Here is a 26789-nt window from a genome sequence, read left to right as displayed (position 1 = left end):
CGTGCGGCGGATCATCAGACGGTGTAGCGAGCGACGGAGTCGTAGTCGATCTCGGCTCCGAGGCCCGGCGCGGTGGGCACATGCAGGTCACCACGATGATCGATCATCAGTGGCGTCATGAAGAAGTCTCGCCGCTCCGGCAGCCAACCGGGCGGGTCGAAGGGGAACTCGAGATACGGCCCCGCATCAACGCCTGCGGCGACATGCAGGTTCGCGAGCAGCCCCAGCCCGTTACTCCAGGTGTGCGGGGTGAACTGCCGGTGTCGGAGGTTTGCCGACTCTGCCACCTGCCGCGCTCGATACATGCCCACCGCGAGGGCGACATCCGGCTGGTAAATATCAAATGCGTCTGCCTCAACAAGCGCCATCATCTCCGGCATGGATCGCACCATTTCTCCTCCGGCGACCTGGATGCCCGTCTGTTGGCGCACGCGCTGGGCGCCGATGACATCGGTCTGGGGTAGCGGCTCTTCGAGCCAAAGCACTCCCAGATCGCGCAGTTCCGCGGCGACGCGGTGCACCGTTGCCAGGGGGAGCGCAGGGTTAATGTCACCAGACATCCGCCACATCTGATTGAGATCGACCATGAGATCGAAGTCGTCACCGACGGCATCCCGCGCCGCACGCACCGAGGCGATTCCCTCGGCAAGTCGATCTCGGGCGATGCGGATCTTCATGGCACGGAAACCGAGTTCGCGGGCGGCGAGGGCAGATTCGGCGCGCCGCTCCGGGGCCATCAGCTCGCCCGACGAAGCGTAGGCGGCGAGGCGGTCGCGCGCTCCGCCAAACAACACGCTCACCGGAAGACCGGCGACCTTGCCAATAATGTCCCAGAGCGCCGCCTCGAGAGGCCAGTACCGCCCGCCGTGGAAGTTGATGGTCTCGATCCGGCGAACCTGGTTGAGGATGGCCAGGGGGTCGGTGCCGATGAACAAGTGCTCATAGGCTTCGAAGCCGTCCATCGAGTCACCCGAGCCGACGCCGCGGACACCCTCATCCGTCTCGACTTCGACGAGGGTCGCGGGAAAAGAGGTTCGTGGAATCGGATCCCACGCGGCCGTGAAGGGTGGATCGAGCGGAAGACTCATCCTGGTCAAACGAATGGCGGTGATTTTCATGAGTCAGACCTTGGGAGTGAAGAAGGGGTTGGACGGGGAATCGCGTGCCGCAAGCACGTCATCAATATGCGGAAGGCTGGCGGCGCCGCTGCGCAACGCCTGGGCGGCAGAGGCGCGATTATTGCGATAGACCAGTTCAGCGTCGTCTGCTTCTGGGTTGACCCACACCGCCGCGATCACGACGTGAGTGTCGGACTGTTCGACGCTGATGACACCCTCGGCGACCGCGTCCGCGACTCCGGCGGCAAGTCCTGCCTGCGCCGGCCCCCAAATCAGGAGCCCGTGCGCGTCACTGGCGGGCGCGGCTTTAGTCACAAACAGGGTGAGAGGTTTGACCGGTAGCGATGGTCGCAGCACCGTTACGAAGGGAACATGTCCCTGGCTAGGGGTGGCCAGGGCTGTTGCCCAGGCCACCCCAGCCGGCCCCTCGCGGTGGCCAAAGACCGTGTTGACATGTGCGGCATTCGCGCCCGTGCCAATGAAGCTCTCGCCAATCTGAAGGGCCTGGGTCATCAGATAAGACCCTGCTCGGTGAGCCAGTCCGTCGCGATATCCTCAGGGTCCTGGCCATCAACGTCGGCGAGGGCGTTGAGCCGCTGCATCTCTTTGGTAGTCAGTTTGGACGATACGAGCGCCAGTACCTCGGCGATGCCGGGGTATTTATCGAGCGTGGACTGCTTGACGGTGAATGCACCCTGGTACACCGGGAAGAATGCCTTATCGTCTTCCATGACCGAGAGTTTCAGGGCGCTGATACGACCGTCGGTAGCAAAGACCTCACCGAAGTTGCACACGTCGCCCTTGGCAGTGGTGTCGTAAATCACGCCAGTGTCGAGCAGCGACACGTTCGAATCCGGAACGTCGATGCCGTACGCCTTCTTGAGCCCTGGCCATCCGTCATCCCGCGTAGAGAACTCGCTCTCGATGCAGAAGGTCTGCTCTTCGACGGGCAGAGCCGCGATGTCACTCAGGGTTGCAACCTTAAGCTTTTTTGCCTTATCGCTGAGAATGGCTAATGCGTAGGTGTTGTTGAACGGTGCGGCATCGAGCCATGCGATTCCCTTAGCGGCGTCGGCCTTCTTGGTCGCGTCGAACTGGGCTTTCTCGCCCACTACCGGCGCAGTGTTGCCGTTGTAGGTGACCCACGACGTTCCGGTGTATTCCCAATAGCCCAGGAAATCGTCACCTTCTAGAGCCGCTCGGACGTTGGCCGAACCGACGACGCTCGTGTTCGCGGTGGTGTCGGCGCCATTGGCATTGAGGAGCTGGCTGGTGATGTGGGCGAGGATGAACTGCTCCGAGAAGTCTTTCGCCCCGACCTCGCCTGTGAGCCCGCTCACCAGCCCCTCCTTGCCTGAATCGCCAGTAGGGGTGCCTCCCCCTGCTGCGCAGGCGGTCAGCGTGAGTGCGCTGAGGGCGACAATGCCCACAAACGAAGCTCTGGTTCTGTTCTTCATGCTGTGTTTCTCCTTTATTTCTGATTGCTGATTGTTGGTGCGGTGGAACTGTTAGATGCCGCGGGGTCGAAGGATGTCCTCCACTACCCCCGCTATCCAGTCGATGAGTAGCGCTATGCACGACACGATCACGGCCCCGGCGATGAGCACCGGGAAGCGCTGGAGCTTGAGGCCGTTGACGATCATGTCTCCTAACCCGCCAGCGTTGATGAACGTCGCAACGGTTGCGACCCCGACGGCAAAAACCAGGGAGGTGCGAAGACCCGCGAGGATGACCGGAACCGCCAGCGGCAATTCGATCCGCAGCAGCACCTGGGTCGGCGTCATCCCCATTCCCCTGGCCGATTCCGTGACATTCGGGTCGATTTGCGAGAGGCCGACCATGGTGTTTCGAAGCACGGGGAGAAAGGAGTAGACCACGAGTGCGATCAGAGCCGTGGTGAACCCGATCTGCCAGATGATCGCAAGAAGAATGATGAACCCGATGGCCGGGGTCGCCTGGCCGATGTTGGCCACCGTGAGGATGGTGCCGCGAAGCAGTCGAGACCGCGTGCGGCTGGCGATGATTCCCGCGGGGATGGCGAGGATGGCGACGAGGAATGATGCGGAGAAGGTAAGGATGAGGTGCTCACGGGTGCGAAGCAGGATGTAATCCCAGTTGAGCGTCCGCTGCATGATGGAATCCAGCTCGATGCTCGAGATCCACAGGTACAGGGCGCCGAGGACAAGAACGATGACGATCGGGGTGGCGGCGCGTCTCGGTGACCAGAATCGGGACCTGGTGCGCTGTGACGGACGTTCGAGGCTGATCGTGTCGGCTGCGGCGCTAGTGAACACCATGTCATCGCTCCGTCTTGGTCGCACCGGAACCCGCGGCCGGCGCCACGACCTCAGCGCCCAGTGCGGTCGAGATGCTATCGACGGTGAGCGAGCCCACAATCCGACCGTCCGCATCGGCGACCCCGACGACCCCCTGACCTGAGACCACGAGGGCGTCGAGGGCATCGCGGAGAGTGTCGGACAGAGGCACGGTGACGGGGCCGGATGCCGCAGCCGCAGCACCGAGAGTAACGCCGGTGATCGGCAGCAATCCGAGCCGCTTGATCGCGGCGCCATGCCCGATGAACGAGGCGACATAGTCGTTGGCCGGGCGGCTCAGGATCGCGGCCGGGGTGTCGAACTGCTCGATGTGCGAGCGGTCGCTGAGCACTGCGATGCGATCCCCGAGACGCACGGCTTCGTCGAAATCGTGGGTAACAAAAATGATCGTCTTGCCGATGGTGTCCTGGAGTCGCAGAAACTCCTGCTGCAATTTTTCGCGCGTGATGGGGTCGGTTGCTCCGAACGGTTCATCCATCAGCATCACCGGTGGATCCGCGGCGAGCGCCCTGGCGACCCCGACACGCTGCTGTTGGCCGCCGGAGAGCTGTTTGGGATACCGGCCCGCGAAGGTAGAGGGATCGAGCTGGACCACCGACAGCAGCTCATCCACTCTCGCTGAGATTTTTGCCTTCGACCAGCCGAGAAGCTTCGGCACTACCGAAATGTTCTCGGCAATGGTCATGTGGGGAAACAGGCCTATCTGCTGGATGACATAGCCGATGTGTCGTCGAAGCTCATTGGGATCCAGGGACAGCACGTCCCGGCCGTCGATCTGGATCGAGCCGGACGACGGCTCAATGATGCGGTTGATCATCTTCATGGTCGTGGTCTTGCCACATCCCGAGGGGCCGACGAACATGACCAGCTCACCCGGTTGCACATCCATCGAAAAATTCTCGACGGCAGGCACAGCCTGCTGCGGGTAGATCTTGCTCACATCGGCGAGCTGGATATGTGCTCCGCTGGTGTTCCGCACCGTGGTGATCGTCGTGGTGGTGCTGATCGTGGCGTCGGTGGAGGTCTGCCCGATCAACTTATTCGGTCGGGTATCGGGAAAGGCACGGGAATCGGTTGGCTCGGTCATGTCAGGCACGCAGCCCCTTCGAGGTCGTGTATTTGGTGATGTAGTTGAACAGCGCGTCGACAAGGAGCGCGATGAGGATGACGCCGAGTGTTCCTGTCAGGGCGAAATTGAGGGCATTTTTCGAGCCAAGAGACGACAGCCCCTTGAAGATCATCTGACCGAGCCCCGGGCCACCGACGTAGGCACCGATCGCCGCAATACCGATCGTGAGTTGGGCGGCGACCCGCACGCCGGTAATGATCACGGGCCAGGCCATGGGGAGTTGGACGGTGACCAGCACTCGACCTCTACCCATGCCCATGCCCCTCGCGGATTCCATGATCGCCGGTGACACCTCGCGAAGGCCCACAACTGTGTTGCGAATGATCGGCAGCAGTGAGTAGAGAGTCAGGCCGATGAGGGTGGGCGTCCACCCCAAACCGAAGAGGGGAATCATGACCGCCAGCAGGGCGAGAGAGGGAATGGTCAGGATGACGGCCGCCGAGGTCACGGCCAGGGAGCGGCCAATCTCGCTATTCCACACCACAAGTCCGACGCCGACGCCGATGATGGTCGCAAAGATCAGCGCCAGGAGCACCACCACAACGTGCTCGGCAATCAGGCCAAGGATGTCGTCGTAGCGTCGCGCCCAAAAGGTCAGCAGGCCCGCGAGGTCGAATCCGGTCATGTGGGTGTTCCTCCTTGCGCTCGTCCTTGAGCCTGCGTTCACCGTGCCCGAGTGGACCAAAAGCTTCGGCGGAAGCGACTTCTGCGAGAGTAGGCGTGTGTGTGCATTTGCGCAACTAGTGTTGCTCATACGTCAACCTGAGCATTATTGTTTCCCTATGACCGCAACTACACAGCGTCGTAATTCGGCAGGACTACGCCGCGATCTCGACCTGCTCGAGGTGCTCGGCTCGCCTGAAGCCGAATCCAATAACGGGCTCGGCGTCGTTCGAATAGCCGACCTGACCGGGCGCGATAAGGGCCAGGTTTCGCGAACCCTCGCGACCCTGGCCGAGGCCGGACTGGTTGCTCGTGATCCATCCACCCAGAGCTATCGGCTGGGATACCAGCTCTACGCCCTCGCTGCCCGCACCCTGGAATCCAGGCTCGTGCGCGAGGCGGCCCCCTTCCTCCGTCGCATCGTCATCGCCACCCACGAGACGGCGCACCTCTGCGTCCTGCGCGGAGACAACGTGCTGACACTCACCAGCGAACTGAGCGAGTACGCCTTTCGTGGCGTGGGCTGGGAAGGCGTCAGTGCGGCGGCATGGCGAACCTCCTCCGGTCGAGTGCTCATCAGTGACCGGAGCGAGGAGGACCTCCGCCGCTGGTACGACCTGCATGGGCGCGATCGCCCCGTGACCGGGCCACTCTCACCCGTCATGCAGGAAGCCGGGGCCACGCTCCCCCAGGAGGGCACACCGCTCTTCACCGAATTTTCGGGACTGCTGGGCGAGATCCAGCGCATTCGCACTCGGGGGTTCGCGACAGTCGATGAAGAGTTCGAACTCGGAGTGGTAGGTGCGTCAGCACCCGTCTACGACTTCAGGGGCAGCATCGCCGCAGCGATCAACGTCAGCGCTCCCAAGTCGAGAGTCGGATCACACCTGAACGAAATGGGAGTGCTGATCGCGCGAGTCTCTGATGAACTGTCGCGGCATCTCGGCGCCTCACGATGAACTGCGCCCGGTCTCAGGCCGACCGCGGCAGGCGCTGCTAGCCGACCAGCCCCTGCACGAACACATGAGGCGTGAATCCCGTCAGGTCGCCGATGCCCTCACCCTGACCGATAAGTTTAATCGGGATGCCCGTGCGCTCCTGCACCGCCAGCACGAACCCACCCTTGGCCGAGCCGTCAAGCTTGGTCAGCACCAGCCCGGTCACACCCGCGTGCTCGATGAAGGCCTGGGCCTGCGAGAGTCCGTTCTGGCCGGTCGTTGCATCGAGCACGAGCAGGACTTCGGCAATCTCGGTCTGCTTCTCAACGACCCGGCGGATCTTGCCGAGCTCATCCATCAGTCCACTTTTGGTCTGCAGCCGACCAGCGGTGTCGATCAGCACGATCTCGATGCCCTCACGCTGCGCGCGCTCCACGGTCTGGAATGCGACGGATGCCGGATCCTGGCCCTGTTGCTGCGGGCGCACGATCTCGGCTCCCCCGCGCTCGGCCCACGTCGCCAACTGCTCGACGGCCGCAGCCCTGAAGGTGTCAGCGGCACCGACGACAACGGTTCGACCGTAGTTAGTGAGAAACTTCGCGAATTTGCCGATCGTGGTGGTCTTGCCGACGCCATTCACGCCGACGACCAGCACCACCGCCGGCCGGTTGCTGAGATGCAAAGTCGGGTCCAGTTTCGCGAGGCGCTCCTCGAGGGTCTCACGCAGCATCCGGCGCAGATCCGTCGGGTCTGTGGTGCGAAACTTCGCGACGCTCGCGCGCAGCTCATCGACAATCGATTCGGTAATGTCGGGGCCGAAGTCGGCGGAGATGAGGGCATCCTCGAGATCATCCCAGGTGCTGTCGTCGATGGTGGGGCGCGCAAACATGCCCTTCAGCGCGCTGGAGAGAGACCACGGTGATGCCATGACTCAAGGCTATAGCGGGGTCGGACATGCCAGCCGCGCGAAACGTCGGGTGGTGCATCCGGTGGCAAACCGTCATGCTTGAGGCATGCTCAGAAGACTGGTTACCCCCATCATCACTGCGGTGCTGCTCGCGGGATGCTCAAGTGCTCCTCCGGCCACCGAAGTGGGACCCGGGACGTCGTCCGCGATCGGGCTCGTCAACCTCTGGCGTGTCACGGGCGCCGAAGGCGAGGCGGCCGACACCTGGCTTCGAATCGATATGTCTGAGTTTCAGCTCTGGCGCGAGTGCGGGATGATCTCCGGCTCGTGGCGCGCAACCGAAGGCCTCATGATCGCCTCTGTCTTCAGCGCAAGCGGGTCGTGCGCCTCCGACGGGATCCCCTCCGTCCACTGGATCGATGAGATCACCGGCTATCAGGCAACGAACGGCGGATGGCAATTGGTGGATGCCACGGGCTCACCCATCGCATCACTCACGATCGACGGCGCCCCCGAGCCCATCGACACCGCTGCGGAGTTTTATGCTGAGCCTCCCGAGGTCACCGACGAGACACGTCAGTTCTTCGACGAGGCCGTCGCGCTGCCTGCCTCGCTTGCTGTTGGCGCCCTTGAGGGGCAGTGGGCCGCCGAAGGTGTCGATACCTCGACGGGGGCCGGCGTCGAATTCGCCGCCGACGGCACGTGGACGGGATCCGATGGGTGCAACGGCGGTTCTGGTCGCTGGACCACTGACCTGGCTGGCAGTTTCTTGGCGACGTCCGGGGCATCCACCCTGATGGCCTGCGATGGTGCATTTGTGCCGAGCTGGGTCTCGACGGCGCTGCTTGCGGGCTTCGACGGGGACGTGCTCGTGCTGCTCGACAGCGGCGGTGCCGAGCTCGGACGGCTCGTGCGGGCCTAGAAGTCTCGACTGCCCACTCTGGCGTGCGACGGACGGCGTGTTGATAACTCCTGCAGGTTTGCTGCTGGAGTCGGCAGCATCCGCGCTATTCCGGGGTCATTCCGGGGTGGCGGCGGCTGCCGCATCCCGAACTGCAGGAGTTATCAACGGCAGCACCCCGTGCCCAGACCCAGGCCCGGGGTCCGGGGTCCGGCGCGTTCGGGTCAGACCGTCGCTCGCTCCCGGGCAACCCGCTGGCCCACCACCGCGCTGATACCATCGGCGCGCATACTCACGCCATAGAGTGCGTCAGCGATCTCCATAGTGCGCTTCTGGTGGGTAATGATGATGAGCTGGGATGCTTCGCGCAGATCCTCGAAGATGGTCAACAGTCGGCCGAGATTGGCATCGTCGAGCGCCGCCTCGACCTCGTCCATGATGTAGAACGGGCTCGGGCGCGCCTTGAAGATCGCGATCAGCAGCGCCACCGCGGCGAGTGAGCGCTCGCCGCCACTGAGCAGCGACAGTCGCTCGATCTTCTTGCCCGCGGGCTTCACGCTGACCTCGATGCCGGTGGTGAGCAGGTTCTCCGGGTCGGTCAGGTGGATGCTGCCGGTGCCGCCAGGGAACAGGATTGGGAAGACCTCGTCGAACGCATCGCGAGTGTCTTCGAACGCGCTGCCGAAGATATCCTGCATCTTCTCGTCGATCTCGTCGATGATCGTCAGCAGGTCTTTGCGGGTGCTCGTGAGGTCGGTGAGTTGCTCGGTGAGGAACTTATGGCGCTGCTCAAGCGCCTCGAACTCCTCAAGGGCGAGCGGGTTCACGCGGCCGAGCCGGGCGAGCTTGCGCTCGGCGGCGGCCAGGCGGGCCTGCTGTTCGCTTCGCACGAATGCACGGTGGAGCTGAGGCAATTGCGCCAGCGATTGTGCGGCCCCAGCGCCGACCGAGCCCGAGAGGTGCTCGGCGTCGGCAGGGGCGAGGTCTTCAGGCACCGGCTCCTGCGGGCCATACTCGGCAACGAGAACGTCCTCGACGAGGCCCAGCTCGTCGCCCGAGCGCTCGAGCAGGGTCGACAGGTGCAGCTTCTTCTCGTAGATCTGCATCTCGAGGCCGTGCACGTTCTCGCTGACGGTAGCGAGCCTCTCCCGCAGCGAGCCCTCCTCGCGGCGCAGTCGTGTGAGCTCCTCGTTTTGGGCCGAGCGTTCGGATTCGCGCGCTGCCAACTGCACTCGCGCCTCAGACACGGAGCGATCGGCTGCGTCGAGAACGGCAGGCAGAGCCGCGATGACGTCGGTGGCCGCGGCCACCTGCCGCTGGCGGATCACGGTCAGCCGCGCCTGCTCCTCTGCCGCAGCACGCTCGGCGATGAGCTGCGCGGCGAGGGCCTCGGCCCGGGCTCGTTCGGCCCTGACCCGCTCGCGGATGGTTTCGAGCTGGATGCGCAGCTCGAGCTCCTCGGCGCGAGCGACCTCCAGTTCGCCGAGTATGCCCTCGCGTGCCGAAACGTCGAGCATCGGGCGCGGCGTGGATGCGTAGTCGTCGTGGGCTGAGCTCGCACGGCCGACGGCGGATTCGGCATCCCGGACCTTCTCCGCGGTCTGCTCAAGCGAGTAGGACAGGCGCTCCCACTCGGCCTGTGCGGCCTCGAGCTGGATCCGGAACCGGGAGAGCTGCTCGGACTGGGCAGCCAGGGCTGCGTCGTACTCACGCAGTGCTGTGAGGGCGGTCGCGGCATCCACCTTCGCCGTATCGAGGGCTCCCCGGCGCTCCGCAAGAGCGAATCTGGTGCGCTCGATGTGGGTGGTGACGACGGCAAGTCTGGTGGCGGCGGCGTCGCGCTCCGCTACCAGTTCGAGGCGGGATCGCTTCGCGCCGGAGCCACCACGCAACACGTACTGGGTGAGCACATCGCCGGCGCGGGTGACGAATGTCGCGCCGTCAATGGCGATGAACGCGGAGCGGGCGGCGTCGAGGTCGTCGGCGATATAGACGTCGGCGAGCAGACCTATGACACCGTTCGGGGCCGCGACGACATCGACCGCGGCGCGCACGCCGGAATGTGTCGACGCTGGCGCCACGGCGGCAGAGCCGGCTATGACTACCTCGACCCGTCCGAAATCTTTCGCAGCAGAATAGGCGAGAGCCGAAAAAGCGCTCTCAGCGTCATCGGCCAACACCGCGTCGGCGAGCGACCCGAGGGCGGCCGCGATCGCCGCTTCGAATCCCGGCTCGATCGTGACATGCTCAGCAACCAGGCCGCGGATTCCGGGGAGCTTGGCACCCACGAGAGCACTCGAGCCATCCTTCTGGTCTACCGCGAGCGACAGCGCCGAATTGCGCGCGGCGAGCGCATCCCGCTCGCGCTCGGCGGCATGCAGGTCGTCACGCAGGCTCTCGATTTGAGCCTGGATCGTCGCGACCAGCGCTTCGGCGGCCTCGAAAGCGGCCTCACGCGAGCCGTCGCCGTCATCAGCGGTAGCGGCGGTGGCTTCGAGCGCGACGAACTGGGCACGGGTGTCATCCCGTCGTTGTTGGGCCTGTTCGAGCGCATTCTGCTGGCGCAGCAGTTCGCCTCGGGCCGCGGCCAGCGTCGACCTCGCGACGTCGACCCGTGACGCGAGCCCGGCGAGTTCCAGTTCGTGTCGGGAGACCAGCGCGCTCTGTGCCGAGATCTCGTCGTCGAGCGAATCCAGCGACGCTCTCGCGGTGGCGGATGCCGCAGCAGCTGCCCCCACGGCCTCCTCAGCCTTAGCCACCCCCGCCGTCAGCCGCAGTGCCTCGTCACGGGCCTCCTGCACCGAGGCCTGGCTGACGGAACTGCTCATCGACGGCCCGTCGCCCTGTTGCCCCAGCAGCGCGAGTCGCTGGTTGGCGAGGGTGTAAAGATTGCGCAGCCTCTCCTGGGCAGACTCGAGGCCAAAGGCGGTGCGCCGTGCGAGATCGACCGCGTCGCCGACCTGTGCATGCTCGATGCGTCCCTCGCGAAGTTTCGCCTGATCCAGCTGTTCCTGCAGTACGGTGCGCTCGGTCTTGCGCTCGGACTCGCTGCGGCTGAAGCCGGTGATGGCGGCCCTGAGCTCGACCACTTCGTCGGCCAGAAGCCTGGCCCGGGCATCCCGAACAATCGACGCAATGGATGCCGCTTCTTTCGCGATCTCGGCCTGCTGCCCGAGCGGCTTCAGTTGGCGCCTGATCTCGCCGGCGAGGTCGGACAGTCGCATCAGGTTTGCCTGCATCGCGTCGAGCTTGCGGATGGTCTTCTCTTTGCGGCGGCGATGCTTCAGGATGCCCGCCGCCTCCTCGATGAAACCGCGCCGCTCTTCGGGGCTGGCTCTCAGCACCGCGTCGAGCTGACCCTGGCCCACGATGACGTGCATCTCGCGGCCGAGCCCGCTGTCGCTCAGCAGCTCCTGCACATCAAGGAGGCGGCACTGCCCACCGTTGATCGCATACTCGCTGCCTCCATTGCGGAACAGCGTGCGACTGATCGTCACTTCGGTGTAGTCGATCGGCAGTGCTCCGTCGGCGTTGTCGATGGTCAGGATGACCTCGGCGCGGCCGAGCGGACCCTTCGTCGCGGTTCCGGCGAAGATGACGTCGTCCATCTTGCCGCCGCGGAGGGTCTTGGCGCCCTGCTCCCCCATGACCCAGGCCAGGGCATCCACGACGTTGGACTTGCCGGAGCCGTTGGGGCCGACCACGCAGGTGACCCCCTGCTCGAAGGCAAAGGTGGTCGGCTGCGCGAAAGACTTGAACCCCTTGAGGGTCAGGCTCTTCAGGTACAAGTCGCCGCCCTTCGTTGTCCCGTGTGCTCGATACACGGTACCCGACGGTGGGGCACTAGCCGCGATACGCGGCTCGCGACACGATCGGTCATGATTGTGATGTCATCGCGACCTCCTGTCGCCCTTTCAGGGAGGTAGCGGTCGACGATCTCACTGAGGCCATTCGAGCCTGTAACGTTCGCGACCTGCCTCGCCTCTCATGCTTCGAGCGGGGGTCTTTTGGCCCGGGGCCTCACGGTTGTACTCTGGACGGCTGCTCACTATTAGTCGAAGGGAGAACAACCGCCATGACCACGTTCACCATCGACGAAGTGACGATCCCCGCCACCATCGAGTCGGCCGACGCCACCGACTTCATTGCCGCGATCGAGGTGGGCAACGTCGTTGAGGCAATCGGATTCGGCACGACAGACATCAGTTACGAGCCCGCGGAGGAGTTGCCACATTTTCTCAACCCCCACGAACCGCATCGGATGCTTATCGCTCGGTTGAACGGACAGGTCGTGGGCCGCGGCATCTATGAGACCCAGGTTGGGGATGGGGCAGACTCGGCCTGGCTGGTCGCGCAGGTGCTGCCCGAGTTTCGAGGCCAAGGGATCGGAACGGCCCTGGCAGACTCGGTGGAGGCGATGGCACTTTCCGACGGTAAGCAGAAGGCTCTGGTCTACACACCGATTCCCCTGTTGGCTGGCGAGCAACTACCCTCACCCACGGGATTCGGTTCGATCTCCGCGGGGCACCCTGACGCGCGGTTTCTGCTGAATCGCGGGTACACCTTCGAGCAGGTCGAACGAGCGAGCAGGCTCACCCTCCCGGTTACCGACATCGAAACCCTGCTGCAGGAGGCCGAACGCATCAGCGGAGGGGACTATCGCCTGCACTACTGGGAGCGCAGCACGCCCGAGCGCTGGCACGAAGACCTCGCCCACCTCGCCACCCGCATGAGCACGGATGCCCCCTCCGCCGGCCTCGAGGAACCCGAGGACGTATGGACAGTGGAGCGCATCATCGAATCGGATGAGCGCACCGATCGTCTCAGCCCGCGGCGACGCGTGACCGTCGTCGCCGAGCACGTTCCCAGCGGCCACCTCGTCGGCTTCACCGTTCTTTCCGTGCCGGCGCAGACACACAGGGCCGTTGACCAGTACGCCACGCTGGTGCTGCGTGAGCACCGCGGACATCGGCTCGGGATGCTGCTGAAGCTCGCAAATCTCGCCCATCTCGAGCGGGTTGCGCCAGGGCATCCCTCGGTCATCACCTTCAACGCCGAGGAGAACCGCCACATGCTCGGCGTCAATGAGGCCGTTGGATTTGTAGCGATCTCCAGCGAAAGCGCGTGGCGCAAGAATCTAGGGAGAGCTCAATGACGGTGAAGAAGCAGGGCATGCCTGACATGCCTGAGGCAACCAAATTTGTCGAGGCGTCGTGGGAGTGCACGAGGTGACGATGATGGGCAATCTACCCGAGGTGGTCTCGCAGGAGCAGTGGCTCGCGGCCCGCAAAGAACTGCTGGAGAAGGAGAAGGAGCTGACCCGGGCCCGCGACCGGGTGAATGCCGACCGCCGCGGGCTGCCAATGGTCCGCGTTGAGAAGTACTACACCTTCGACGGCCCGGACGGCCCGGTGAGCCTGCTGGATCTCTTCGATGGGCGGCAGCAATTGGTCATGCATCACTTCATGATGGGCCCGGAGTGGGACGAGGCGTGCCCGAGTTGTTCCTCTGCCGCTGACGAGATCGGCAACCTGCGACAACTTCATGTTCGCAACACGACACTCGTGGCGGTCTCGCGGGCGCCATACGAAAAGATCGCCGAATTTCGGGCGAAGATGGGGTGGACATTCCCCTGGTACTCGTCTGTGGGTGGCGGCTTCAACTATGACTTCCATGCCACCCTCGACGATCGGGTCGCGCCGGTGCTGCTCCATTTCCGTACTGAGGCAGAGCTCGCGGTTGCCGGAACACCATGGACGGGCGGACCGTGGACCGAGAAGATGCGCGGTGAGGAGGTGCCGGGCATCAGCGCGTTCCTTCGGGTGGGCGAGGAAGTGTTCCACACCTACTCCACCTACGGTCGTGGCCTCGAGGAGTTTCACAATGGATATCGCTACCTCGACCTGACCGCCCTTGGTCGCCACGAGGCATGGGAACAGCCGGACGGCCGCGCGGAACCATTGGGCCTGCAGGTGGGCGGTCCGGCAATGCGCGTGCTCGACAGTGATGCACTATGAGTTCCTTCACGACTGAAGTGTCTGCCACGCTTGAGGTTCGTTAGTGTTAGCGGGTGGTCATCGACGGAAAAGCGAGTCTCTCAATCAAGAGCCTCACGCATACAGCCGCGGCCGTGACGAAGATTCTCGGACTGCAACCCACCGCCACCGCCGAACTCGGTGACCCGGTCGGCCGTGTGCGTCCGGGTTCGGACGGAAAGCCGTCTATGCGCGAGCGCACCCATTCGATCTGGGTGCTCGACTCGCCCGAGCCGCTGTCGAGTGACGAATCAGACTTCTCCAGCGTGCAGGTGCTCATCGATACGCTTCAGCCGAAACGCAAAGCTCTCGACAAACTGCGTGAACACTACTTCGTCGAAATCGCGTGGAACGGCTACTCCGACCGGATGCAGGCCGGATTCCTGGTGCCTGCCGAGTTGTTAGCCGCGATGGGCGCGCTCGACATCGACTTCCACGGGCAGGTATTCTTCCGGCAGACCGGCAACGGCGATAACTCCTCGCCTGCCGACGAGACTCCTGAGGCTTAGCGCACCTTCTGGCACCGGGGGCAGAAGTGTGATCCACGGTTCATGAATGATTCGCGAACAATGGGCCGTCCACACCGAGGACATGGCTTCCCCTGCTGCCCATAGGCGTTGAGAGACTGGGCGAAGTAGCCAGACTGCCCGTTGACATTGAGGTATTGCGCGTCGAAGCTGGTGCCACCCTCCGCGAGGGCCTTGCGCAGTACCAGCCGCACCTCTGCCAGCAGCCGCGTCGCGCGGGCCCTGCCGAGCGTCGCGGTCGGCTGGTCGTAGTGAATCCTGGCGGCCCACAGTGACTCGTCTGCGTAAATGTTGCCAACGCCGCTGATCAGTGTCTGGTCGAGCACCGCCCGCTTGATCGTAGTGTTTTTACGAGCGAGCTGCGCCAGGAACAGGGCGTCATCAAACCGCTCGTCCAGCGGATCCCGGGCGATATGGGCGACCTTCGATGGCACGAGATCGGCGGCGTCCCGCGAGCTCACGAGCTGATCGATTGCCATCGAGCCGAAGATGCGCTGGTCGACAAAGTTCAGCCGCAGTGGCCCGTGTTCGGGGTGCTGCAGGTCGATGCGGATTCTTGTGCGCGCGTCATCCGTCGCCACATCTCTCAGCAGCACCTGGCCGCTCATCCCGAGGTGGGTGACCAGCGCCTCCTTCGGAAATTCAGGAAGTGCCGAGAGCCCACCGTGCGGTGCCCGCTGGATTCCGGCGTTCGCTGCGCCAGGTTCCCAGCTCTCAGCGCTAATTTCCTGAATTTCCGAAGGGGTGCGCACGATGGGCCTCGGGATTTCCTGAATTTCCGACAGGGGGATCCACATGAACTTGCCGCGACGCTGCGGTGCGAGCATGGTGCGACCGGTCAGGCGGTCGACGAAGTCTTCGGCCGGGCCGTCGTGGCGGCGCAGGGAGCGCTCGTCGAATATGGCGACGGATGCCACGCTCGCGCCGGTCACGGCAGGCTCTAGGCCCGCGCGCACGACCTCAACCTCGGGCAGCTCAGGCACGCGAGGCTACTGTGAAGCGCTCTGCAGCAATGTCCACGCCTGCAACGCCGCGGCCATCTCGGCGTGCTTCTTGCTCGAGCCGCTCCCCTCGGCGATCGAGTCGGATCCGAGAAACACCGTCGCATGGAATCGCTTCGAGTGGTCCGGCCCGCTATCGACGACCTGGTAGACCGGAAGGCCCCGGCGCAGGCGCGCGGCAAGCTCCTGCAGGCTGGTCTTCGGGTCCATGGATGCGCCGAACCGGTTGGGATCCTCCAGCAGCGGGCGAATGAGGCGCAACACCAGGGCGGTGGCGGCCTCTCCACCGAGGTCGATGTAGGTAGCACCGATGATCGCCTCGACGGTATCGGCCAGAATCGAAGACTTATCTCGACCACCGGTGAGCTCTTCTCCGCGACCAAGGCGGATGTGCGCCCCGAGGCCGATTGAACGAGCAACCTCTGCGAGCGCGACACTCGACACGAGGCTTGCGCGCCTCTTGGCCAGCTCACCCTCGTCGAGAGTGGGGTTCTCGGTGTACAGCATGACTGTGACGGCCTGCCCGAGGATCGAGTCGCCAAGAAATTCGAGGCGTTCGTTGTGGGCCAGCCCACCGTTCTCGTAGGCAAACGACCTGTGTGTCAACGCCAATTCATAGAGTGCGGGCGCAATGACGACGCCGAGGATGGTCGAGAATTCATCCATATTCGGCGTCATAATGTGCCCGGATCGATGCGTCGCCGGAGGGCGAGCCATCAACTCAGACGTCAGCGACTTTGCGACCCTTGTATTCCATGTACAGGGGGGTGCCGGTCGAATCCTCGATAACCTTCGCGCGGTGCGGAAGGCTGTAGACGGTCTTGCCGTTCTCGACGGTCTTGACGAGCGTGGGGGCGGTGGCCTTCCACTGGGCGCGGCGCATGCGGGTGCTTGCCCGCGACATTTTGCGCTTCGGTACAGCCATGGCTAACTCTTTCCTTCGGCGTCAGTATCGACGGGGTGTTTGGTAATGGTGTCGTTCAGGTTCTCGAGCCCGGCAAGTGCCGCCCAGCGTGGATCGATGGGAGCCTCATGCTCGTGGCCCGGATTGTCCAGAAGCCGCGCCCCACATTCTGGGCACAGGCCAAGGCAATCGTCCTGACAGACCGGTTGGAACGGTAGTGACAACACCACCGCATCCCTGACCACGGGTTCCAGATCGACGTAGTCGTCATGAACCGTATAGTCAAAAGCTTCGTCAAAAGAATACGCGAAAAGCTCCTGGAATTCGACCCGAACCGGGAGCGTGACCTCAATGAGGCACCTGACGCACTCCCCGTCCGCTGTGGCGCGCACTTTCCCGGAGACGAGAATGCCATCGTGGAGCGACTCAAACCGAGAATCGATGTGCAGTGTCGAGGCGGTCTTCACGCCGATGACGGCATTGCCGAATCCCTCGGGCACGATGATGTCGAGTGGCTTCTCGCGCATCTCGCCGGGGCGATGCATGAGGTCGTGCACCGCGACGGTGTACGGGGTCTGGATGAGGTGTGACACGAGGGTAGATTCTAGCCCTACAGCGCCGCCTCCACCTCAGTGAACGCCTCATCGTAGATAGCGAGCGCCTGCGCGACCTGGTCGGGTGTGACGATACACGGCGGCACCACGTGGATGCGGTTGTCCGCACTGAACGGCAACAACCCGCGAGCGAGCATCGCCTTTTTGAGCTGCAGGATGACCCCGCCCGAGACCGCCTGTCGGGAGTCGCGGTCGTCGACCAGGTCCAGAGCCCAGAACACCCCCAGCCCGCGCACTTCGCCGATGAGCTCGTGCTTCTGAGCCAGGTCGGCGAGCCCGGGAGCGAGGTGATCAGTTCCGATCATGCGGGCATTCTCGATGACGCCCTCGGCATCCATCGCATCAATCGCCCCGACGATGGATGCCATCGCCAACGGGTGCCCTGAGTAGGTGAGCCCGCCGGGAAAGACCTGCGTCTCGAATTCATTCGCGATCGACTCGGAAATGAGCACACCACCGGCCGGTACGTAGCCCGAATTGACCCCTTTGGCAAAGGCCACAAGGTCGGGCACCACGTCGAACCGCTGCCAGGCAAACCACTCGCCCGTGCGACCGAATCCACACATCACCTCATCCAGGATCAGCAGGATGTCGTATCGGTCGCAGAGCGCACGTACCCCGGGAAGATAGCCCGGCGGCGGTACCAAAACACCCGCGGTGCCGGGAACCGTCTCCAGCAGGATCGCCGCAATCGTGGATGCACCCTCTGAAACGATGACCCGCTCGAGGTGGTGCAGCGCGCGCTCACATTCCTCTTCCTCGGAGGTTGCCCAGAACTCGGAGCGGTAGGCGAAGGGGCCGAAGAAGTGCACGTGCCCGCGAGAGTACTCATTGGGCATCCGTCGCCAGTCGCCCGTGGCGACGATCGCGGCTCCCGTATTGCCGTGGTACGAGCGGTAGGTCGAGAGCACCTTGTCGCGGCCGGTCGTAAGCCGTGCCATCCGGATCGCATTCTCGATGGCATCGGCGCCGCCGTTAGTGAAAAAGACCTTGCCGAAATGCGCATCGGCTTTGGAGACGATGCGCTGTGCGGCCTCGCCGCGAGCCAGGTTCGCCTGTGCGGGCGCGACCGTCGTCAGGACGTCGGCCTGCGCCTTGATCGCGGCGACCACCGCCGGGTGCTGGTGGCCAAGGTTGGTGTTCACCAGTTGGCTGGAGAAATCGAGAAAAGTATTGCCGTCGAAGTCCCACACTTCCGAGCCCTTGCCTCCCGCGATCACCATGGGGTTTAGCGCGCCCTGCGCCGACCAGGAGTGAAAGACATGCGCCCGATCGAGATCATAGGCGCGCTTGCCGTCGGCGGGATTGAGGTTGCTCACTGGACTACTTTCTCGGTGCCACAGGCCGTCGGACTGCTCATTCTGGCTAAGGGTTGTCTCCAGAATATCGTGGCTCGCCGCATCACGCATCGATCATTTCCTCACCCAATCTGCTGCTGTGCGAGAAGCTTCGGGATCCGCTCGCGGAACGGGAAGAAACCGCGTCGCGCATGCGGCCACGCGAGACTGTCCCAGTCTCGACGAGCGGTAGCGACCGTGATTCCCCTGCAGGCGAGCTGCGCTGCCATGCCGAGTAAGGCCTCCTGAACCGGCCCCACGGGCGCGTGCGCGGTGACGATAGTGGTGAGATTATGAGCACCGGCCCACCGCTCCACAGCGTCAGCGTTGAGTCCAGACAGCGTTTCGCTGGCGAGGGGTTGGGAAGAGTTCGCGAGATTCTGAGCCGCTCTCGATATCCCGTCGCTCACCGCCGCTCGGGTGAAGTCTTCGACCAGCGATGGGAGGGGTAGCACCGATCGAGCCGCGACAGCACTGGCGCCCGAAACGCAGGCGATGTCGACCCCGGGAAAGTGAAGGCTTTCGAGATGCAGGTCGTCGTCGTGCACTAGCAGTCCCGCGCGCCCCTGAGGAAGGGCGGGCACCTCCACGAGGGGAGCCGGATCGGGAAGGCGCTCCTCGCTGAGGGCCTCAGCGTGCGTCGCGAGTCCGTGCGGCGAGAATCGACCCTCGGTGTAGGTCGCGATATTGTGCGCGGTGGCCAGGTAGGTCTTGCCGGGGGTCTGCAGCCCGGCAACCCATCGCCACGAGAGAGTGTTGGATGCCGCATCCCCATCAATAAGCTGGCGGTAGAAGAGGTCGGCACCGAGTTGCCACGGCAACCTGAGGGTGAAGATCCAAATGCTGGCGAACCACATTCTGGCGTGATTGTGCAGGTAGCCCTCGGTCGCAAGCTCGGCGATCCAGGCATCGAAGCAGTCGATTCCGGTGTTTCCCGCGAGGGCGGCCGCGAGGTCATCCCTCCATTCGGCCGTATCGCGCTGGTCGAGCAAGGCGGCGACATCGTGCCGATACCTCCGCCACACGGCCGGTCGCAGCTCGAGCCAACCCTTCCAATACGTGCGCCAGAACACCTCCTGCACAAACTTCTCCGCTGACGCCACGGTGTGCCGTGCGAGCACAGCGTCCACCACTTCGCGTTCGGTAATGAGTCGGTGGCGCAAATAGGGCGAGAGCATCGACACATTCGAGCGCGCGTCGGGCCCCAGATCGTGGTTGCGTGACTGGGCGTAGCGCCGGCCGGCTTCGGGGATGAACGTGGTAAGCGCCGCAAGCCCGGCCTCCCTGGTGGGGGAGAAGGAGTGAATCATGTTTGCAGCCTACGGATCACCACCGCCGTTACGCGGGAGTCTCAGCACTCTCGCCGCTTCACCTCAATCGAGTAATTCTCTTTCCCATAGGCTTTGTGCACGTTCATGGATTGCAATCTCGATTGCCGTTGGTGACATGGTTAGTGCCGGAGTGGATAGCGAAAGACGGAATATGACCTTCTCACTTGATCCCGTGGCGATTGAGCCACTCCTGTTCGGGATGGTCGACACGGTTCGAGGCCCAGGCCTCACGCCTCTTCGCCTGCCTGACCGGGCGTTTGAGCAAATGTTCGACGAATTCTCAAGGGCTGTGGCCTCTTTCTCCGCGGGCATACGACTGGAGTTCGAGTCTGCCGCCAGCAGGATAGAACTGAACGTCACACTTACGCGCCACCCTCTGATCACCGGCAACACCCCGTCATCGTTCTGCCTCTTTGTGGATGGAGAGCGAGTGCGGACCGAGGAGGTTCCGGCAACTGCTGACGCCGGCCGGGTCAGTGAAACTGACACGGTAACCGCCACAGTTCTCTTCGATATCTCAGAAGCGTTAGCGCCCGACCGCCGCAGTTTTCAGATTTGGTTTCCGCACGACGCGAAAGTGTCGATCAATCTCCTGCGTGCCGATGCGCCCGTGATGCCGAGCAGTGCGGCACCTCGGCTCAGGTGGATCCACTACGGAAGCTCCATCAGCCAGTGCGTCGACACACCCGACCCCAGCGATTCCTGGCCCGCCGCCGCTTCCCGCGAGCTCGACCTCGACCTCATCAGCATGGGCCTCGCCGGCAGCTGCATGCTCGACCCCTATGCGGCCAGAGCGATCCGCGATACTCCCGCCGACCTGATCACTCTCAAAATCGGAATCAACATCGTCGGCGCGGATGCCTTCGCTGCTCGCAGCCTGTCACCGGTGATCCACGGTTTCCTCGACACCATTCGCGATGGTCACCCTGACACGCCCATCGTGGTGATCAGCCCGGTATTCTGCGGCATCCACGAGTTCACCCCCGGGCCGACCGTCATGAGCCCGGACGGCAGGTGGACAGCCGCGGGAACCGGAAACCTCACCCTCATGGATATTCGTCACGCGCTCGACCGGGTCGTCGCGGATCGCGTCACCCACGACCGCGCGCTGTTCCATTTCGACGGACGTCGGCTGCTGGGAGAGCATGATTCCTCCCATTTATACGATTCCGTTCATCCCGATACCGACGGCTATCGGATGATAGCGAGCAGATTTAGCGACCTCGGCCGCGTCGCTGGCAACGATCTGCACGACGCGATCTCAGCGGCACGAACTCGTCACGCCGAGGCAGGAGGCGCCAAGGAAGGAGGCGTCGAGGCGTCGAAGGAATAGGCGCGCTCGGCAGTGCGATGCAGGATATCGGCCTGCTGCTCGAGGCCGAGGTGACCGATAACCCTGCGCTGGGCCCGCCACACCCCGCCGAAATCGCCCGCGAGGGTCGAGACTGGCCAGTCACTTCCCATCATCATTCGTGCCGAGCCAAAATGCTCGACGGCGTGATTGACGTACGGCAACCAGTCCTGCCACGTCCAGTCGGCGCCCGACGCGGTGTTGAGCCCGGAGACTTTCACACTCACATTGGGGTGAGCGGCGACCTCGGCGATGAGCGACGCCCACGGCTCCCAGCCGTGGGCGGAGATGTCGGGCTTTGCGAGGTGGTCAAGCACGATGGTGAGCTCCGGATGCCGCGCTGCCAGGTCCGCGACCATGACGAGGTGCTCGGGCGAGACGCTGACCACATCGAGCGAGAGTCCGCGGGGCGCAAGCAGTGCCACCGTCGGAGACACGTCATCTCGCAACAACCAGCGCGGGTCTGAGTAGTTGTGGTTGAGCACCCGGATGCCACGCACCACCGGCGACCGGGAATAGAGGTCGAGCGCGGCTTTTGCCTCGTCGGTGCGGTCGAGTGGTACCCACGCGACGACAGCACGAACGACGGGCACTCTGGATGCCACTGAGAGCATGTAGAACGTGTCCTCATAGGTGTCGGCAGCCTGCACGAGCACGGTTGCGGTGATTCCTGCGGCAGAAACATCCGCCTCGACGTCTTCCGGCGCGAAGTCGGCATTGAGCGGTGCTCCCGCGGCCGTGAGCCACTCGTATCGCCTCTCGGACGGTTTCCAGAGGTGCTGGTGTGCGTCGATCATCCGCGTCGGCTGGGAAAGATCGGTCATGAAAAACTCCTCGGGCAACGGTTCATGAAATGGAATTGCCCCCATCACTCGAGATGGAAAACCTCGGGAATTTCTTTCCACCACTCGCCCTCGGCGCGGGTGTCAAGCGGATCCTGGAGCGGCGAGCACACAGCCCACCACTCCTGCGTGGCTTTATCCGCCGCCATCTCGGCCATGTCGGCGTCGAAGTCGTCGCCCACGTATTCCATGTACGAGAACAACAGCTCGCCGTGGCGATAGATCGAGTAGTTCGCTACATTGCTTGCCGAAAGACGCCTCAACACGGCAGGCCACACCGCTGCGTGGAGTGCCTCGTATCGTTCAACGCTGCCGGGCCGCAGCCCGATTACCGATGCGATGCGTCTCATGTGATCTCGCTCACGATGTCGACACCGATAACGGTCATGTGCCACTCGCTACTGCTGGCAGTGGCGAATCGGCACGGATCAGGCCCGAGGACACAAGATCTGCCCAGAGCGCGGCGGGAATCTTCACGTCGAACAGACTCGCATTTCGCTGTACCTGGTCAGCCGAACGCGCGCCCGTGCAGACGGTCGCTACCGAGGGGTGCCCGAGCGTGAACTGCAGGGCGGCAGCCGGCAGCGTGACTCCATGGGACTCGCAGACGTCGGCCAACGCGCCAACCCGTTCCAGTAGTGGAGCCGAAGCAGGGGCGTAGTCGAACGTCACACCGGCAACGGGTCGGTCACGAGCGAGTAGGCCGGAGTTGAACACCGCAGCCGCGACGACTGACACATTTCGAGTGGATGCCGCGGGCAGCAGGTCATCGAGTGCGCCCTGCTCGAGCAGAGTGTACCGGCCAGCACACATCACGACATCGAGATCCGTGTTGAGTACGAAGTCAGCCAGCATTGCGCTTTGGTTCATCCCCGCCCCGTAGGACGCGATCACGCCTTCGCGACGCAGCTCGTCAAGGGCAGGGAATGACCCCTCCATCGCGTCACGGTAGAAGTCATCGGGATCGTGCACAAACACAATGTCGACGCGGTCGAGACCCATCCGCTCGAGACTGTCCTCGAGGGATCGGCGGACGCCATCAGCTGTGTAGTCCCGTCGCCGTAGGAGTGATGTTCGCACGTCGAAACCGTCGTCATCGGGCTCCACCCCGCGCGGATTGTCGACAAGAATTCGACCGACCTTGGTCGAGAGCACAAACTCTTCCCGCGGCTTGGTGGCGAGAAATGCACCAAGGCGACGCTCCCCCAATCCAAGTCCATAGTGCGGGGCTGTGTCGAAATATCGCACGCCGGCAGTCCAGGCGGCGTCGAGCGCCGCGGCTGCGTCGTCATCCGTGACCTCGCGCCCCAGATTCGCCAGCGGAGCGACCCCGAACGCGTAGGGCTCGACCTGAAGCCCGGTACGGCCGAGCCTTCGCGCCGTCACGGCAGTGCCTGCGCGAAGACCTGGCGCTGGCGTCCGAGCCCGTCAACCTCGCACTCGACAATGTCGCCGGGAACGAGATAGGGAAACCGGCCGCTGAGGGCGACGCCCTGGGGGGTTCCCGTGTTGATGACGTCGCCCGGCTCCAGCACCAGGTACTGACTCAAATCAAAGACGACCTGCGCGACATCGAAGATCAGATCGGACGTGGTCGAGTTCTGGCGAGCCGCGCCGTTGACGAACGATTGGAGTCGGAGGCCGGATCCGTCCCCCACGTCGGAGGGACGAACTAGCCACGGCCCGAGCGGGTTGAAGGTTTCGCTGCTTTTTCCCTTGCTCCACTGGCCGCCGGAAATCTCGATTTGATAATGACGCTCGGAGACATCGTTCGACACCGCGAATCCGGCGACATGCGATAACGCTTCGCTCGGCGAAGAGAGGTAGCGTGCGCGCGTGCCGATCACGATCGCAAGCTCTACCTCCCAGTCGGTTTTGGTCGATCCGGGCGGGATAAGTACCTCGTCGAACGGCCCGACGATCGTATTCGGATGCTTGAAGAAGATGACGGTGCGAGTAGGCGGCTCCGAGCCGGATTCCGCCGCATGGGCCGCGTAGTTCATCCCCACGCAGATCACCGCCTGCGGGCGGGCAACGGGAGCCCCGATGCGCATGCCGGTGCCGTCCGCTGGATCGTCGATCACGGGCAACTCGCCCGACTCCACCGCAGCGGCCGCGGAATCCAGACCGCCTGCCGCGAGGAAATCACCGTCGATATCGGCCGTAATCCCGGAGAGATCCCACAGCACGCCATCATCGTCGAGCGCCGCCGGACGCTCCGACCCGGCCGGCCCTACCCTCATGAATCTCAACATCAGAGACCGCCCCCGCTCGCCGTGGGCTTGACCATACGCTCCTCCATCGTGCGCGCAACGACGACGAAGTCGAACGTCGACGGGTGCTGCACAGTCTCACACAGGCCCACTCCCCCTTCGTATTCGACCGCGCGGAAGTCGTTAGTCATTCTCATTTTTCCTCCTGCGCCCAGCAGGGCTGGGCATCATGCTGTCTGACCTTGGCGGATGCGGCGAACGCGAACTCCAGCGGGGCAACGACTGTGTGCGGGGCACCAAAGCTGTCATTGCTGACCCCTTTCCTGCGGCGAAGCAACGAAAAGCTTCCTCCGTCCGGTAAGCTTATCCTACACGATTAGCATAAATCCTATAGTGACCATGGATGGTCCGCACGAAGATTCCCTTCGTGGCAACCTTTTATCGAGAGAGCACCCCGCGCAATGTCACACGAATTCGACGGCCTCACCGCCATAGTTACTGGCGCCGGATCGGGAATCGGACTGGCCACCGCTCAGAAACTGGCCGGTTCGGGTGCGCGAGTTTTTGGCTTCGACCTGGCCGAGGGGCAGATGGGGCCAGTTGCCGAATGGATCCGGTGCGATGTCGGTTCCGTCGAATCGGTGTCAGCGGCCTTCGCGCTCCTCGAAGCACAGACCGGGGTCGTCGATATTCTGGTCAACAATGCGGGAATTGGGGCCGTAGGGAGCGTCGAGGAAGCGACCGACGACCAGTGGATGACGGTGCTGAATATCAATGTCGTGGGCATCGCTCGGGTCAGCCGGGCCGCGCTGCCATTGCTGAGGCACAGTGCCGCGGGAGCCATCGTCAATACCTGCTCCATCGCCGCAACCGTGGGGTTGCCACAGCGAGCGGTGTATTCGGCCAGCAAAGGAGCCGTCCAGGCTCTCACCCGAGCGATGGCGGCCGATCTGATCCACGAAAATATTTGCGTGAACTGTGTGAACCCCGGGACAGCCGATACCCCCTGGGTAGCGCGCCTACTCGACGGCGCCGCCGACCCGACAGCCGAGCGCGCTGCCCTGGAAGGCAGGCAACCCTCCGGACGCCTCGTAACCGCAGAGGAAGTGGCGGCGGCGATCTGCTTCCTTGCCAGCCCTCATCAAAGATCCATCACCGGGACGGTGCTCGCCGTGGATGGCGGCATGGATGGCCTGCGCGTCGGCAGCATGAAATGATCGTCGTGCGGCGCGCTGTGATGCTCCTGTCGCGGTAGGGGGCATCCTGAGTCCAAAGATTGGTCGAAGAGAATGCGGCACACGATGGTTCCAGATTCGGACGGACGCCCCAGCACTTTGCCTCGGCGTACCGTGCTCGCCGACGGCACGTATGACCTGATCAAGGCCATGATTCTCGAGCATGACATTGCCCCCGGCGAGCATCTCGGGATCGACGAGCTCGCGAGAGACCTCTCCGTTTCGCAGACTCCGGTGCGAGAGTCGTTGGCCCGGCTCGAGGCGGATGGGCTCGTGACGAAGATCCCGCTTCGGGGCTATGAGACGACCAGGCTGCTTTCGGTGCAGCAGTTCGACGACCTCTTTCAGTTTCGCGGGGTCATCGAACCGTGGGCGGCGGCCGAAGCATCCCGTCGCAGCACACGTCGTGAAATTGAAGCGCTCGAAGCGGAGCTCGAGCGCGCCGAACACATCTCGCGCACGGGAACCTCATCGACCTACACGGAATTTGTCGAGCACGACACGCGCTTTCACACACTGGTCGCACGGGCATCGGGGAACCCGCTCGTGGAGGAAGCCTTCATTCGCACCCGTTGTCACATGCATCTCTTTCGGGTGCATAAGGCGAGCTTCAGCAATGCCGAGAGCGGGTCGGGCGAGGGCGAATTTGTGCAGGACATGTTTCAGGAGTACTACCGCGACGGTGAACGCCCACTCGCCCTGAACGAACATATTGAAATCACCGTCGCCATCAGGGGCGGCGACGGAAATTCGGCCAGCGAACTGATGCGGAGCCACATCGACTCGTCGCGGCGGCGTTTCATTCCCGCGATCGAGGCGCTGCACGCCTGAGGGTGAGGTTTTCGGATCCCGGGGTGTTGCTGCCCGGAGCAAAGGTCGAAGTGGGCATGTTCGCACCTACACAATTACCCGAACCTGATTTGACGAACCCTCCCAACGGGCCCGCATGCTTTAGGTGAAGCGGTCCTATTCGGTGGACACCGCGTGGGTGGTGTTAATCGTTGAATGAGGGTATTGAACCCCGTGTGTGGAAACTAACCGCAATACCCAGCTGCTCTCCACGTCCCTGAATCTGCCTCAACAGTCCAGGGGTGAGATCACGCGACTGATCAATTCGACCCCGTTCCCTTAGGAAAGTCGAGGGAAACGGCGAAACGATCCGACCTGGTCGGCAACGCCAGATACGGCTACTGAGCATCCCACCCCGATATTTTTAGAGAATTCGGTTCTACTTGATCTGCACCCCCGACGGGGAGGCCACGTAGCTGGGACTGTGCATTAAAAGGTGTTTCCGGCTTGACGCGCCGCGCGTGAGCGTGGCGGGAAGGGTGCCGTGATGACTACGACACTGGATGCTGTGAGTTCGAAGAAACATGATGGTGATGACCGATCCGCGGAGGCGGCCGC

27 protein-coding genes are annotated in these 26789 nt (G+C 63.5%); 8 read left to right on the top strand and 19 right to left on the bottom strand.

Features of this window, described 5'->3' with window-relative positions; all coding sequences use genetic code 11:
• Nucleotides 1–14: 14 nt before the first annotated feature.
• The 6 genes from RMN95_RS16380 to RMN95_RS16355 are packed head-to-tail and all read right to left on the bottom strand — an operon-like array spanning nucleotide 15 to nucleotide 5208.
• Nucleotides 15–1118: a mandelate racemase/muconate lactonizing enzyme family protein gene (locus RMN95_RS16380; RefSeq protein WP_309617970.1), complete on the bottom strand. Its 1104-nt coding sequence runs from the start codon at nucleotides 1116–1118 to the stop codon at nucleotides 15–17.
• Nucleotides 1119–1121: 3 nt separating this feature from the next.
• Entirely contained in the window at nucleotides 1122–1631 is a 510-nt protein-coding gene (gene fae / locus RMN95_RS16375; RefSeq protein WP_309617969.1) for a formaldehyde-activating enzyme, read from the bottom strand.
• Nucleotides 1631–2575, bottom strand: a complete 945-nt coding sequence (locus tag RMN95_RS16370; protein ID WP_309617968.1) for a glycine betaine ABC transporter substrate-binding protein — start codon at nucleotides 2573–2575, stop codon at nucleotides 1631–1633. Before RMN95_RS16370 ends, fae begins: the two co-directional genes overlap by 1 nt.
• A 51-nt stretch (nucleotides 2576–2626) precedes the next feature.
• Nucleotides 2627–3415 (bottom strand): ABC transporter permease, encoded by a 789-nt coding sequence (locus RMN95_RS16365; protein ID WP_309617967.1) that lies wholly within the window; start codon nucleotides 3413–3415, stop codon nucleotides 2627–2629.
• 1 nt (nucleotide 3416) lies between these two features.
• On the bottom strand, nucleotides 3417–4541 hold the full coding sequence (locus RMN95_RS16360) for an ABC transporter ATP-binding protein (protein ID WP_309617966.1): 1125 nt from the start codon (nucleotides 4539–4541) through the stop codon (nucleotides 3417–3419).
• Between the two features lies 1 nt (nucleotide 4542).
• A complete protein-coding gene (locus RMN95_RS16355) occupies nucleotides 4543–5208 on the bottom strand; it encodes an ABC transporter permease (RefSeq protein ID WP_309617965.1) in 666 nt (221 codons plus the stop codon).
• 157 nt (nucleotides 5209–5365) lie between these two features.
• Here RMN95_RS16355 and RMN95_RS16350 point away from each other — a divergent pair, with 157 nt between their 5' ends.
• On the top strand, nucleotides 5366–6205 hold the full coding sequence (locus RMN95_RS16350) for an IclR family transcriptional regulator (protein WP_309617964.1): 840 nt from the start codon (nucleotides 5366–5368) through the stop codon (nucleotides 6203–6205).
• A 37-nt stretch (nucleotides 6206–6242) separates the two neighbouring features.
• On the opposite strand, the gene ftsY is transcribed toward RMN95_RS16350, so the two are convergent.
• Nucleotides 6243–7112: a signal recognition particle-docking protein FtsY gene (ftsY, locus tag RMN95_RS16345; protein WP_309617963.1), complete on the bottom strand. Its 870-nt coding sequence runs from the start codon at nucleotides 7110–7112 to the stop codon at nucleotides 6243–6245.
• A gap of 85 nt (nucleotides 7113–7197) precedes the next feature.
• Between ftsY and RMN95_RS16340 the strand changes: the two genes are divergently transcribed.
• Nucleotides 7198–8013: an META domain-containing protein gene (locus RMN95_RS16340; RefSeq protein WP_309617962.1), complete on the top strand. Its 816-nt coding sequence runs from the start codon at nucleotides 7198–7200 to the stop codon at nucleotides 8011–8013.
• Nucleotides 8014–8216: 203 nt separating this feature from the next.
• Here the strand turns inward: RMN95_RS16340 and smc are convergent, their stop codons facing one another.
• The gene (smc, locus tag RMN95_RS16335) at nucleotides 8217–11780 is read right to left on the bottom strand and encodes a chromosome segregation protein SMC (RefSeq protein ID WP_309617961.1); all 3564 of its coding nucleotides are present in this window, start codon (nucleotides 11778–11780) and stop codon (nucleotides 8217–8219) included.
• Between the two features lie 287 nt (nucleotides 11781–12067).
• On the opposite strand from smc, the gene RMN95_RS16330 reads away from it, so the two are divergent.
• The 3 genes from RMN95_RS16330 to RMN95_RS16320 are packed head-to-tail and all read left to right on the top strand — an operon-like array spanning nucleotide 12068 to nucleotide 14536.
• Nucleotides 12068–13147, top strand: coding sequence for a GNAT family N-acetyltransferase (locus RMN95_RS16330; protein WP_309617960.1), 1080 nt, complete (start codon nucleotides 12068–12070; stop codon nucleotides 13145–13147).
• A gap of 58 nt (nucleotides 13148–13205) precedes the next feature.
• Nucleotides 13206–14009, top strand: a complete 804-nt coding sequence (locus RMN95_RS16325) for a DUF899 domain-containing protein (RefSeq protein WP_309617959.1) — start codon at nucleotides 13206–13208, stop codon at nucleotides 14007–14009.
• 53 nt (nucleotides 14010–14062) lie between these two features.
• Nucleotides 14063–14536 carry a DUF4279 domain-containing protein gene (locus RMN95_RS16320; protein WP_309617958.1) on the top strand — a complete coding sequence of 158 codons (474 nt, stop codon included), beginning with the start codon at nucleotides 14063–14065 and terminating at the stop codon, nucleotides 14534–14536.
• Here RMN95_RS16320 and mutM read toward each other — a convergent pair.
• The 6 genes from mutM to RMN95_RS16290 all read right to left on the bottom strand — a co-directional run bounded on the left by mutM (nucleotide 14533) and on the right by RMN95_RS16290 (nucleotide 19720).
• Nucleotides 14533–15537 carry a bifunctional DNA-formamidopyrimidine glycosylase/DNA-(apurinic or apyrimidinic site) lyase gene (gene mutM, locus RMN95_RS16315; RefSeq protein WP_309617957.1) on the bottom strand — a complete coding sequence of 335 codons (1005 nt, stop codon included), beginning with the start codon at nucleotides 15535–15537 and terminating at the stop codon, nucleotides 14533–14535. The genes RMN95_RS16320 and mutM overlap by 4 nt on opposite strands.
• Before the next feature lie 6 nt (nucleotides 15538–15543).
• Nucleotides 15544–16221 (bottom strand): ribonuclease III, encoded by a 678-nt coding sequence (gene rnc / locus RMN95_RS16310; protein WP_309617956.1) that lies wholly within the window; start codon nucleotides 16219–16221, stop codon nucleotides 15544–15546.
• A 55-nt stretch (nucleotides 16222–16276) separates the two neighbouring features.
• A complete protein-coding gene (rpmF, locus tag RMN95_RS16305; RefSeq protein WP_309617955.1) occupies nucleotides 16277–16480 on the bottom strand; it encodes a 50S ribosomal protein L32 in 204 nt (67 codons plus the stop codon).
• A gap of 2 nt (nucleotides 16481–16482) precedes the next feature.
• On the bottom strand, nucleotides 16483–17052 hold the full coding sequence (locus RMN95_RS16300; RefSeq protein ID WP_309617954.1) for a DUF177 domain-containing protein: 570 nt from the start codon (nucleotides 17050–17052) through the stop codon (nucleotides 16483–16485).
• A 17-nt stretch (nucleotides 17053–17069) separates the two neighbouring features.
• A complete protein-coding gene (locus RMN95_RS16295; protein WP_309617953.1) occupies nucleotides 17070–18392 on the bottom strand; it encodes an aspartate aminotransferase family protein in 1323 nt (440 codons plus the stop codon).
• A 101-nt stretch (nucleotides 18393–18493) separates the two neighbouring features.
• Nucleotides 18494–19720, bottom strand: coding sequence for an FAD-binding domain-containing protein (locus RMN95_RS16290; RefSeq protein ID WP_309617952.1), 1227 nt, complete (start codon nucleotides 19718–19720; stop codon nucleotides 18494–18496).
• Between the two features lie 172 nt (nucleotides 19721–19892).
• Between RMN95_RS16290 and RMN95_RS16285 the strand changes: the two genes are divergently transcribed.
• On the top strand, nucleotides 19893–21074 hold the full coding sequence (locus RMN95_RS16285; RefSeq protein ID WP_309617951.1) for a GDSL-type esterase/lipase family protein: 1182 nt from the start codon (nucleotides 19893–19895) through the stop codon (nucleotides 21072–21074).
• Here the strand turns inward: RMN95_RS16285 and RMN95_RS16280 are convergent.
• Genes RMN95_RS16280 through RMN95_RS16260 form a run of 5 tightly spaced genes read right to left on the bottom strand, consistent with a single transcriptional unit; the run spans nucleotide 21020 to nucleotide 24344 of the window.
• The gene (locus RMN95_RS16280) at nucleotides 21020–21916 is read right to left on the bottom strand and encodes an amidohydrolase family protein (protein ID WP_309617950.1); all 897 of its coding nucleotides are present in this window, start codon (nucleotides 21914–21916) and stop codon (nucleotides 21020–21022) included. The genes RMN95_RS16285 and RMN95_RS16280 overlap by 55 nt on opposite strands.
• A 44-nt stretch (nucleotides 21917–21960) precedes the next feature.
• Nucleotides 21961–22284 (bottom strand): L-rhamnose mutarotase, encoded by a 324-nt coding sequence (locus tag RMN95_RS16275; RefSeq protein ID WP_309617949.1) that lies wholly within the window; start codon nucleotides 22282–22284, stop codon nucleotides 21961–21963.
• Between the two features lie 34 nt (nucleotides 22285–22318).
• Complete coding sequence (locus tag RMN95_RS16270) at nucleotides 22319–23320, bottom strand: aldo/keto reductase (protein WP_309617948.1); 1002 nt, start codon at nucleotides 23318–23320, stop codon at nucleotides 22319–22321.
• Nucleotides 23317–24177: a fumarylacetoacetate hydrolase family protein gene (locus tag RMN95_RS16265; RefSeq protein WP_397545313.1), complete on the bottom strand. Its 861-nt coding sequence runs from the start codon at nucleotides 24175–24177 to the stop codon at nucleotides 23317–23319. The genes RMN95_RS16270 and RMN95_RS16265 overlap by 4 nt, the downstream gene beginning before the upstream one ends.
• Before the next feature lie 11 nt (nucleotides 24178–24188).
• Entirely contained in the window at nucleotides 24189–24344 is a 156-nt protein-coding gene (locus tag RMN95_RS16260; RefSeq protein ID WP_309617947.1) for a hypothetical protein, read from the bottom strand.
• Between the two features lie 264 nt (nucleotides 24345–24608).
• On the opposite strand from RMN95_RS16260, the gene RMN95_RS16255 reads away from it, so the two are divergent.
• Nucleotides 24609–25364, top strand: coding sequence for an SDR family oxidoreductase (locus RMN95_RS16255; protein WP_309617946.1), 756 nt, complete (start codon nucleotides 24609–24611; stop codon nucleotides 25362–25364).
• A gap of 117 nt (nucleotides 25365–25481) precedes the next feature.
• Nucleotides 25482–26213: a GntR family transcriptional regulator gene (locus RMN95_RS16250; RefSeq protein WP_309617945.1), complete on the top strand. Its 732-nt coding sequence runs from the start codon at nucleotides 25482–25484 to the stop codon at nucleotides 26211–26213.
• The last annotated feature ends 576 nt before the right edge of the window (nucleotides 26214–26789 follow it).

Origin of the sequence: Salinibacterium sp. (assembly GCF_031364185.1) — a bacterium.
GTDB lineage: Bacteria > Actinomycetota > Actinomycetes > Actinomycetales > Microbacteriaceae > Rhodoglobus.
This window is presented reverse-complemented; position numbering and strand designations above follow the sequence as displayed.

What these genes read in the sequence shown, in the direction of transcription:
- RMN95_RS16380 (WP_309617970.1), bottom strand. Translation starts at nt 1,118, where the DNA reads ATGAAAATCACCGCCATTCGTTTGACCAGGATGAGTCTTCCGCTCGAT.
- fae (WP_309617969.1), bottom strand. Translation starts at nt 1,631, where the DNA reads ATGACCCAGGCCCTTCAGATTGGCGAGAGCTTCATTGGCACGGGCGCG.
- RMN95_RS16370 (WP_309617968.1), bottom strand. Translation starts at nt 2,575, where the DNA reads ATGAAGAACAGAACCAGAGCTTCGTTTGTGGGCATTGTCGCCCTCAGC.
- RMN95_RS16365 (WP_309617967.1), bottom strand. Translation starts at nt 3,415, where the DNA reads ATGGTGTTCACTAGCGCCGCAGCCGACACGATCAGCCTCGAACGTCCG.
- RMN95_RS16360 (WP_309617966.1), bottom strand. Translation starts at nt 4,541, where the DNA reads ATGACCGAGCCAACCGATTCCCGTGCCTTTCCCGATACCCGACCGAAT.
- RMN95_RS16355 (WP_309617965.1), bottom strand. Translation starts at nt 5,208, where the DNA reads ATGACCGGATTCGACCTCGCGGGCCTGCTGACCTTTTGGGCGCGACGC.
- RMN95_RS16350 (WP_309617964.1), top strand. Translation starts at nt 5,366, where the DNA reads ATGACCGCAACTACACAGCGTCGTAATTCGGCAGGACTACGCCGCGAT.
- ftsY (WP_309617963.1), bottom strand. Translation starts at nt 7,112, where the DNA reads ATGGCATCACCGTGGTCTCTCTCCAGCGCGCTGAAGGGCATGTTTGCG.
- RMN95_RS16340 (WP_309617962.1), top strand. Translation starts at nt 7,198, where the DNA reads ATGCTCAGAAGACTGGTTACCCCCATCATCACTGCGGTGCTGCTCGCG.
- RMN95_RS16330 (WP_309617960.1), top strand. Translation starts at nt 12,068, where the DNA reads ATGACCACGTTCACCATCGACGAAGTGACGATCCCCGCCACCATCGAG.
- rnc (WP_309617956.1), bottom strand. Translation starts at nt 16,221, where the DNA reads ATGGATGAATTCTCGACCATCCTCGGCGTCGTCATTGCGCCCGCACTC.
- rpmF (WP_309617955.1), bottom strand. Translation starts at nt 16,480, where the DNA reads ATGGCTGTACCGAAGCGCAAAATGTCGCGGGCAAGCACCCGCATGCGC.
- RMN95_RS16290 (WP_309617952.1), bottom strand. Translation starts at nt 19,720, where the DNA reads ATGATTCACTCCTTCTCCCCCACCAGGGAGGCCGGGCTTGCGGCGCTT.
- RMN95_RS16285 (WP_309617951.1), top strand. Translation starts at nt 19,893, where the DNA reads ATGACCTTCTCACTTGATCCCGTGGCGATTGAGCCACTCCTGTTCGGG.
- RMN95_RS16280 (WP_309617950.1), bottom strand. Translation starts at nt 21,916, where the DNA reads ATGACCGATCTTTCCCAGCCGACGCGGATGATCGACGCACACCAGCAC.
- RMN95_RS16275 (WP_309617949.1), bottom strand. Translation starts at nt 22,284, where the DNA reads ATGAGACGCATCGCATCGGTAATCGGGCTGCGGCCCGGCAGCGTTGAA.
- RMN95_RS16265 (WP_397545313.1), bottom strand. Translation starts at nt 24,177, where the DNA reads ATGAGGGTAGGGCCGGCCGGGTCGGAGCGTCCGGCGGCGCTCGACGAT.
- RMN95_RS16260 (WP_309617947.1), bottom strand. Translation starts at nt 24,344, where the DNA reads ATGAGAATGACTAACGACTTCCGCGCGGTCGAATACGAAGGGGGAGTG.
- RMN95_RS16255 (WP_309617946.1), top strand. Translation starts at nt 24,609, where the DNA reads ATGTCACACGAATTCGACGGCCTCACCGCCATAGTTACTGGCGCCGGA.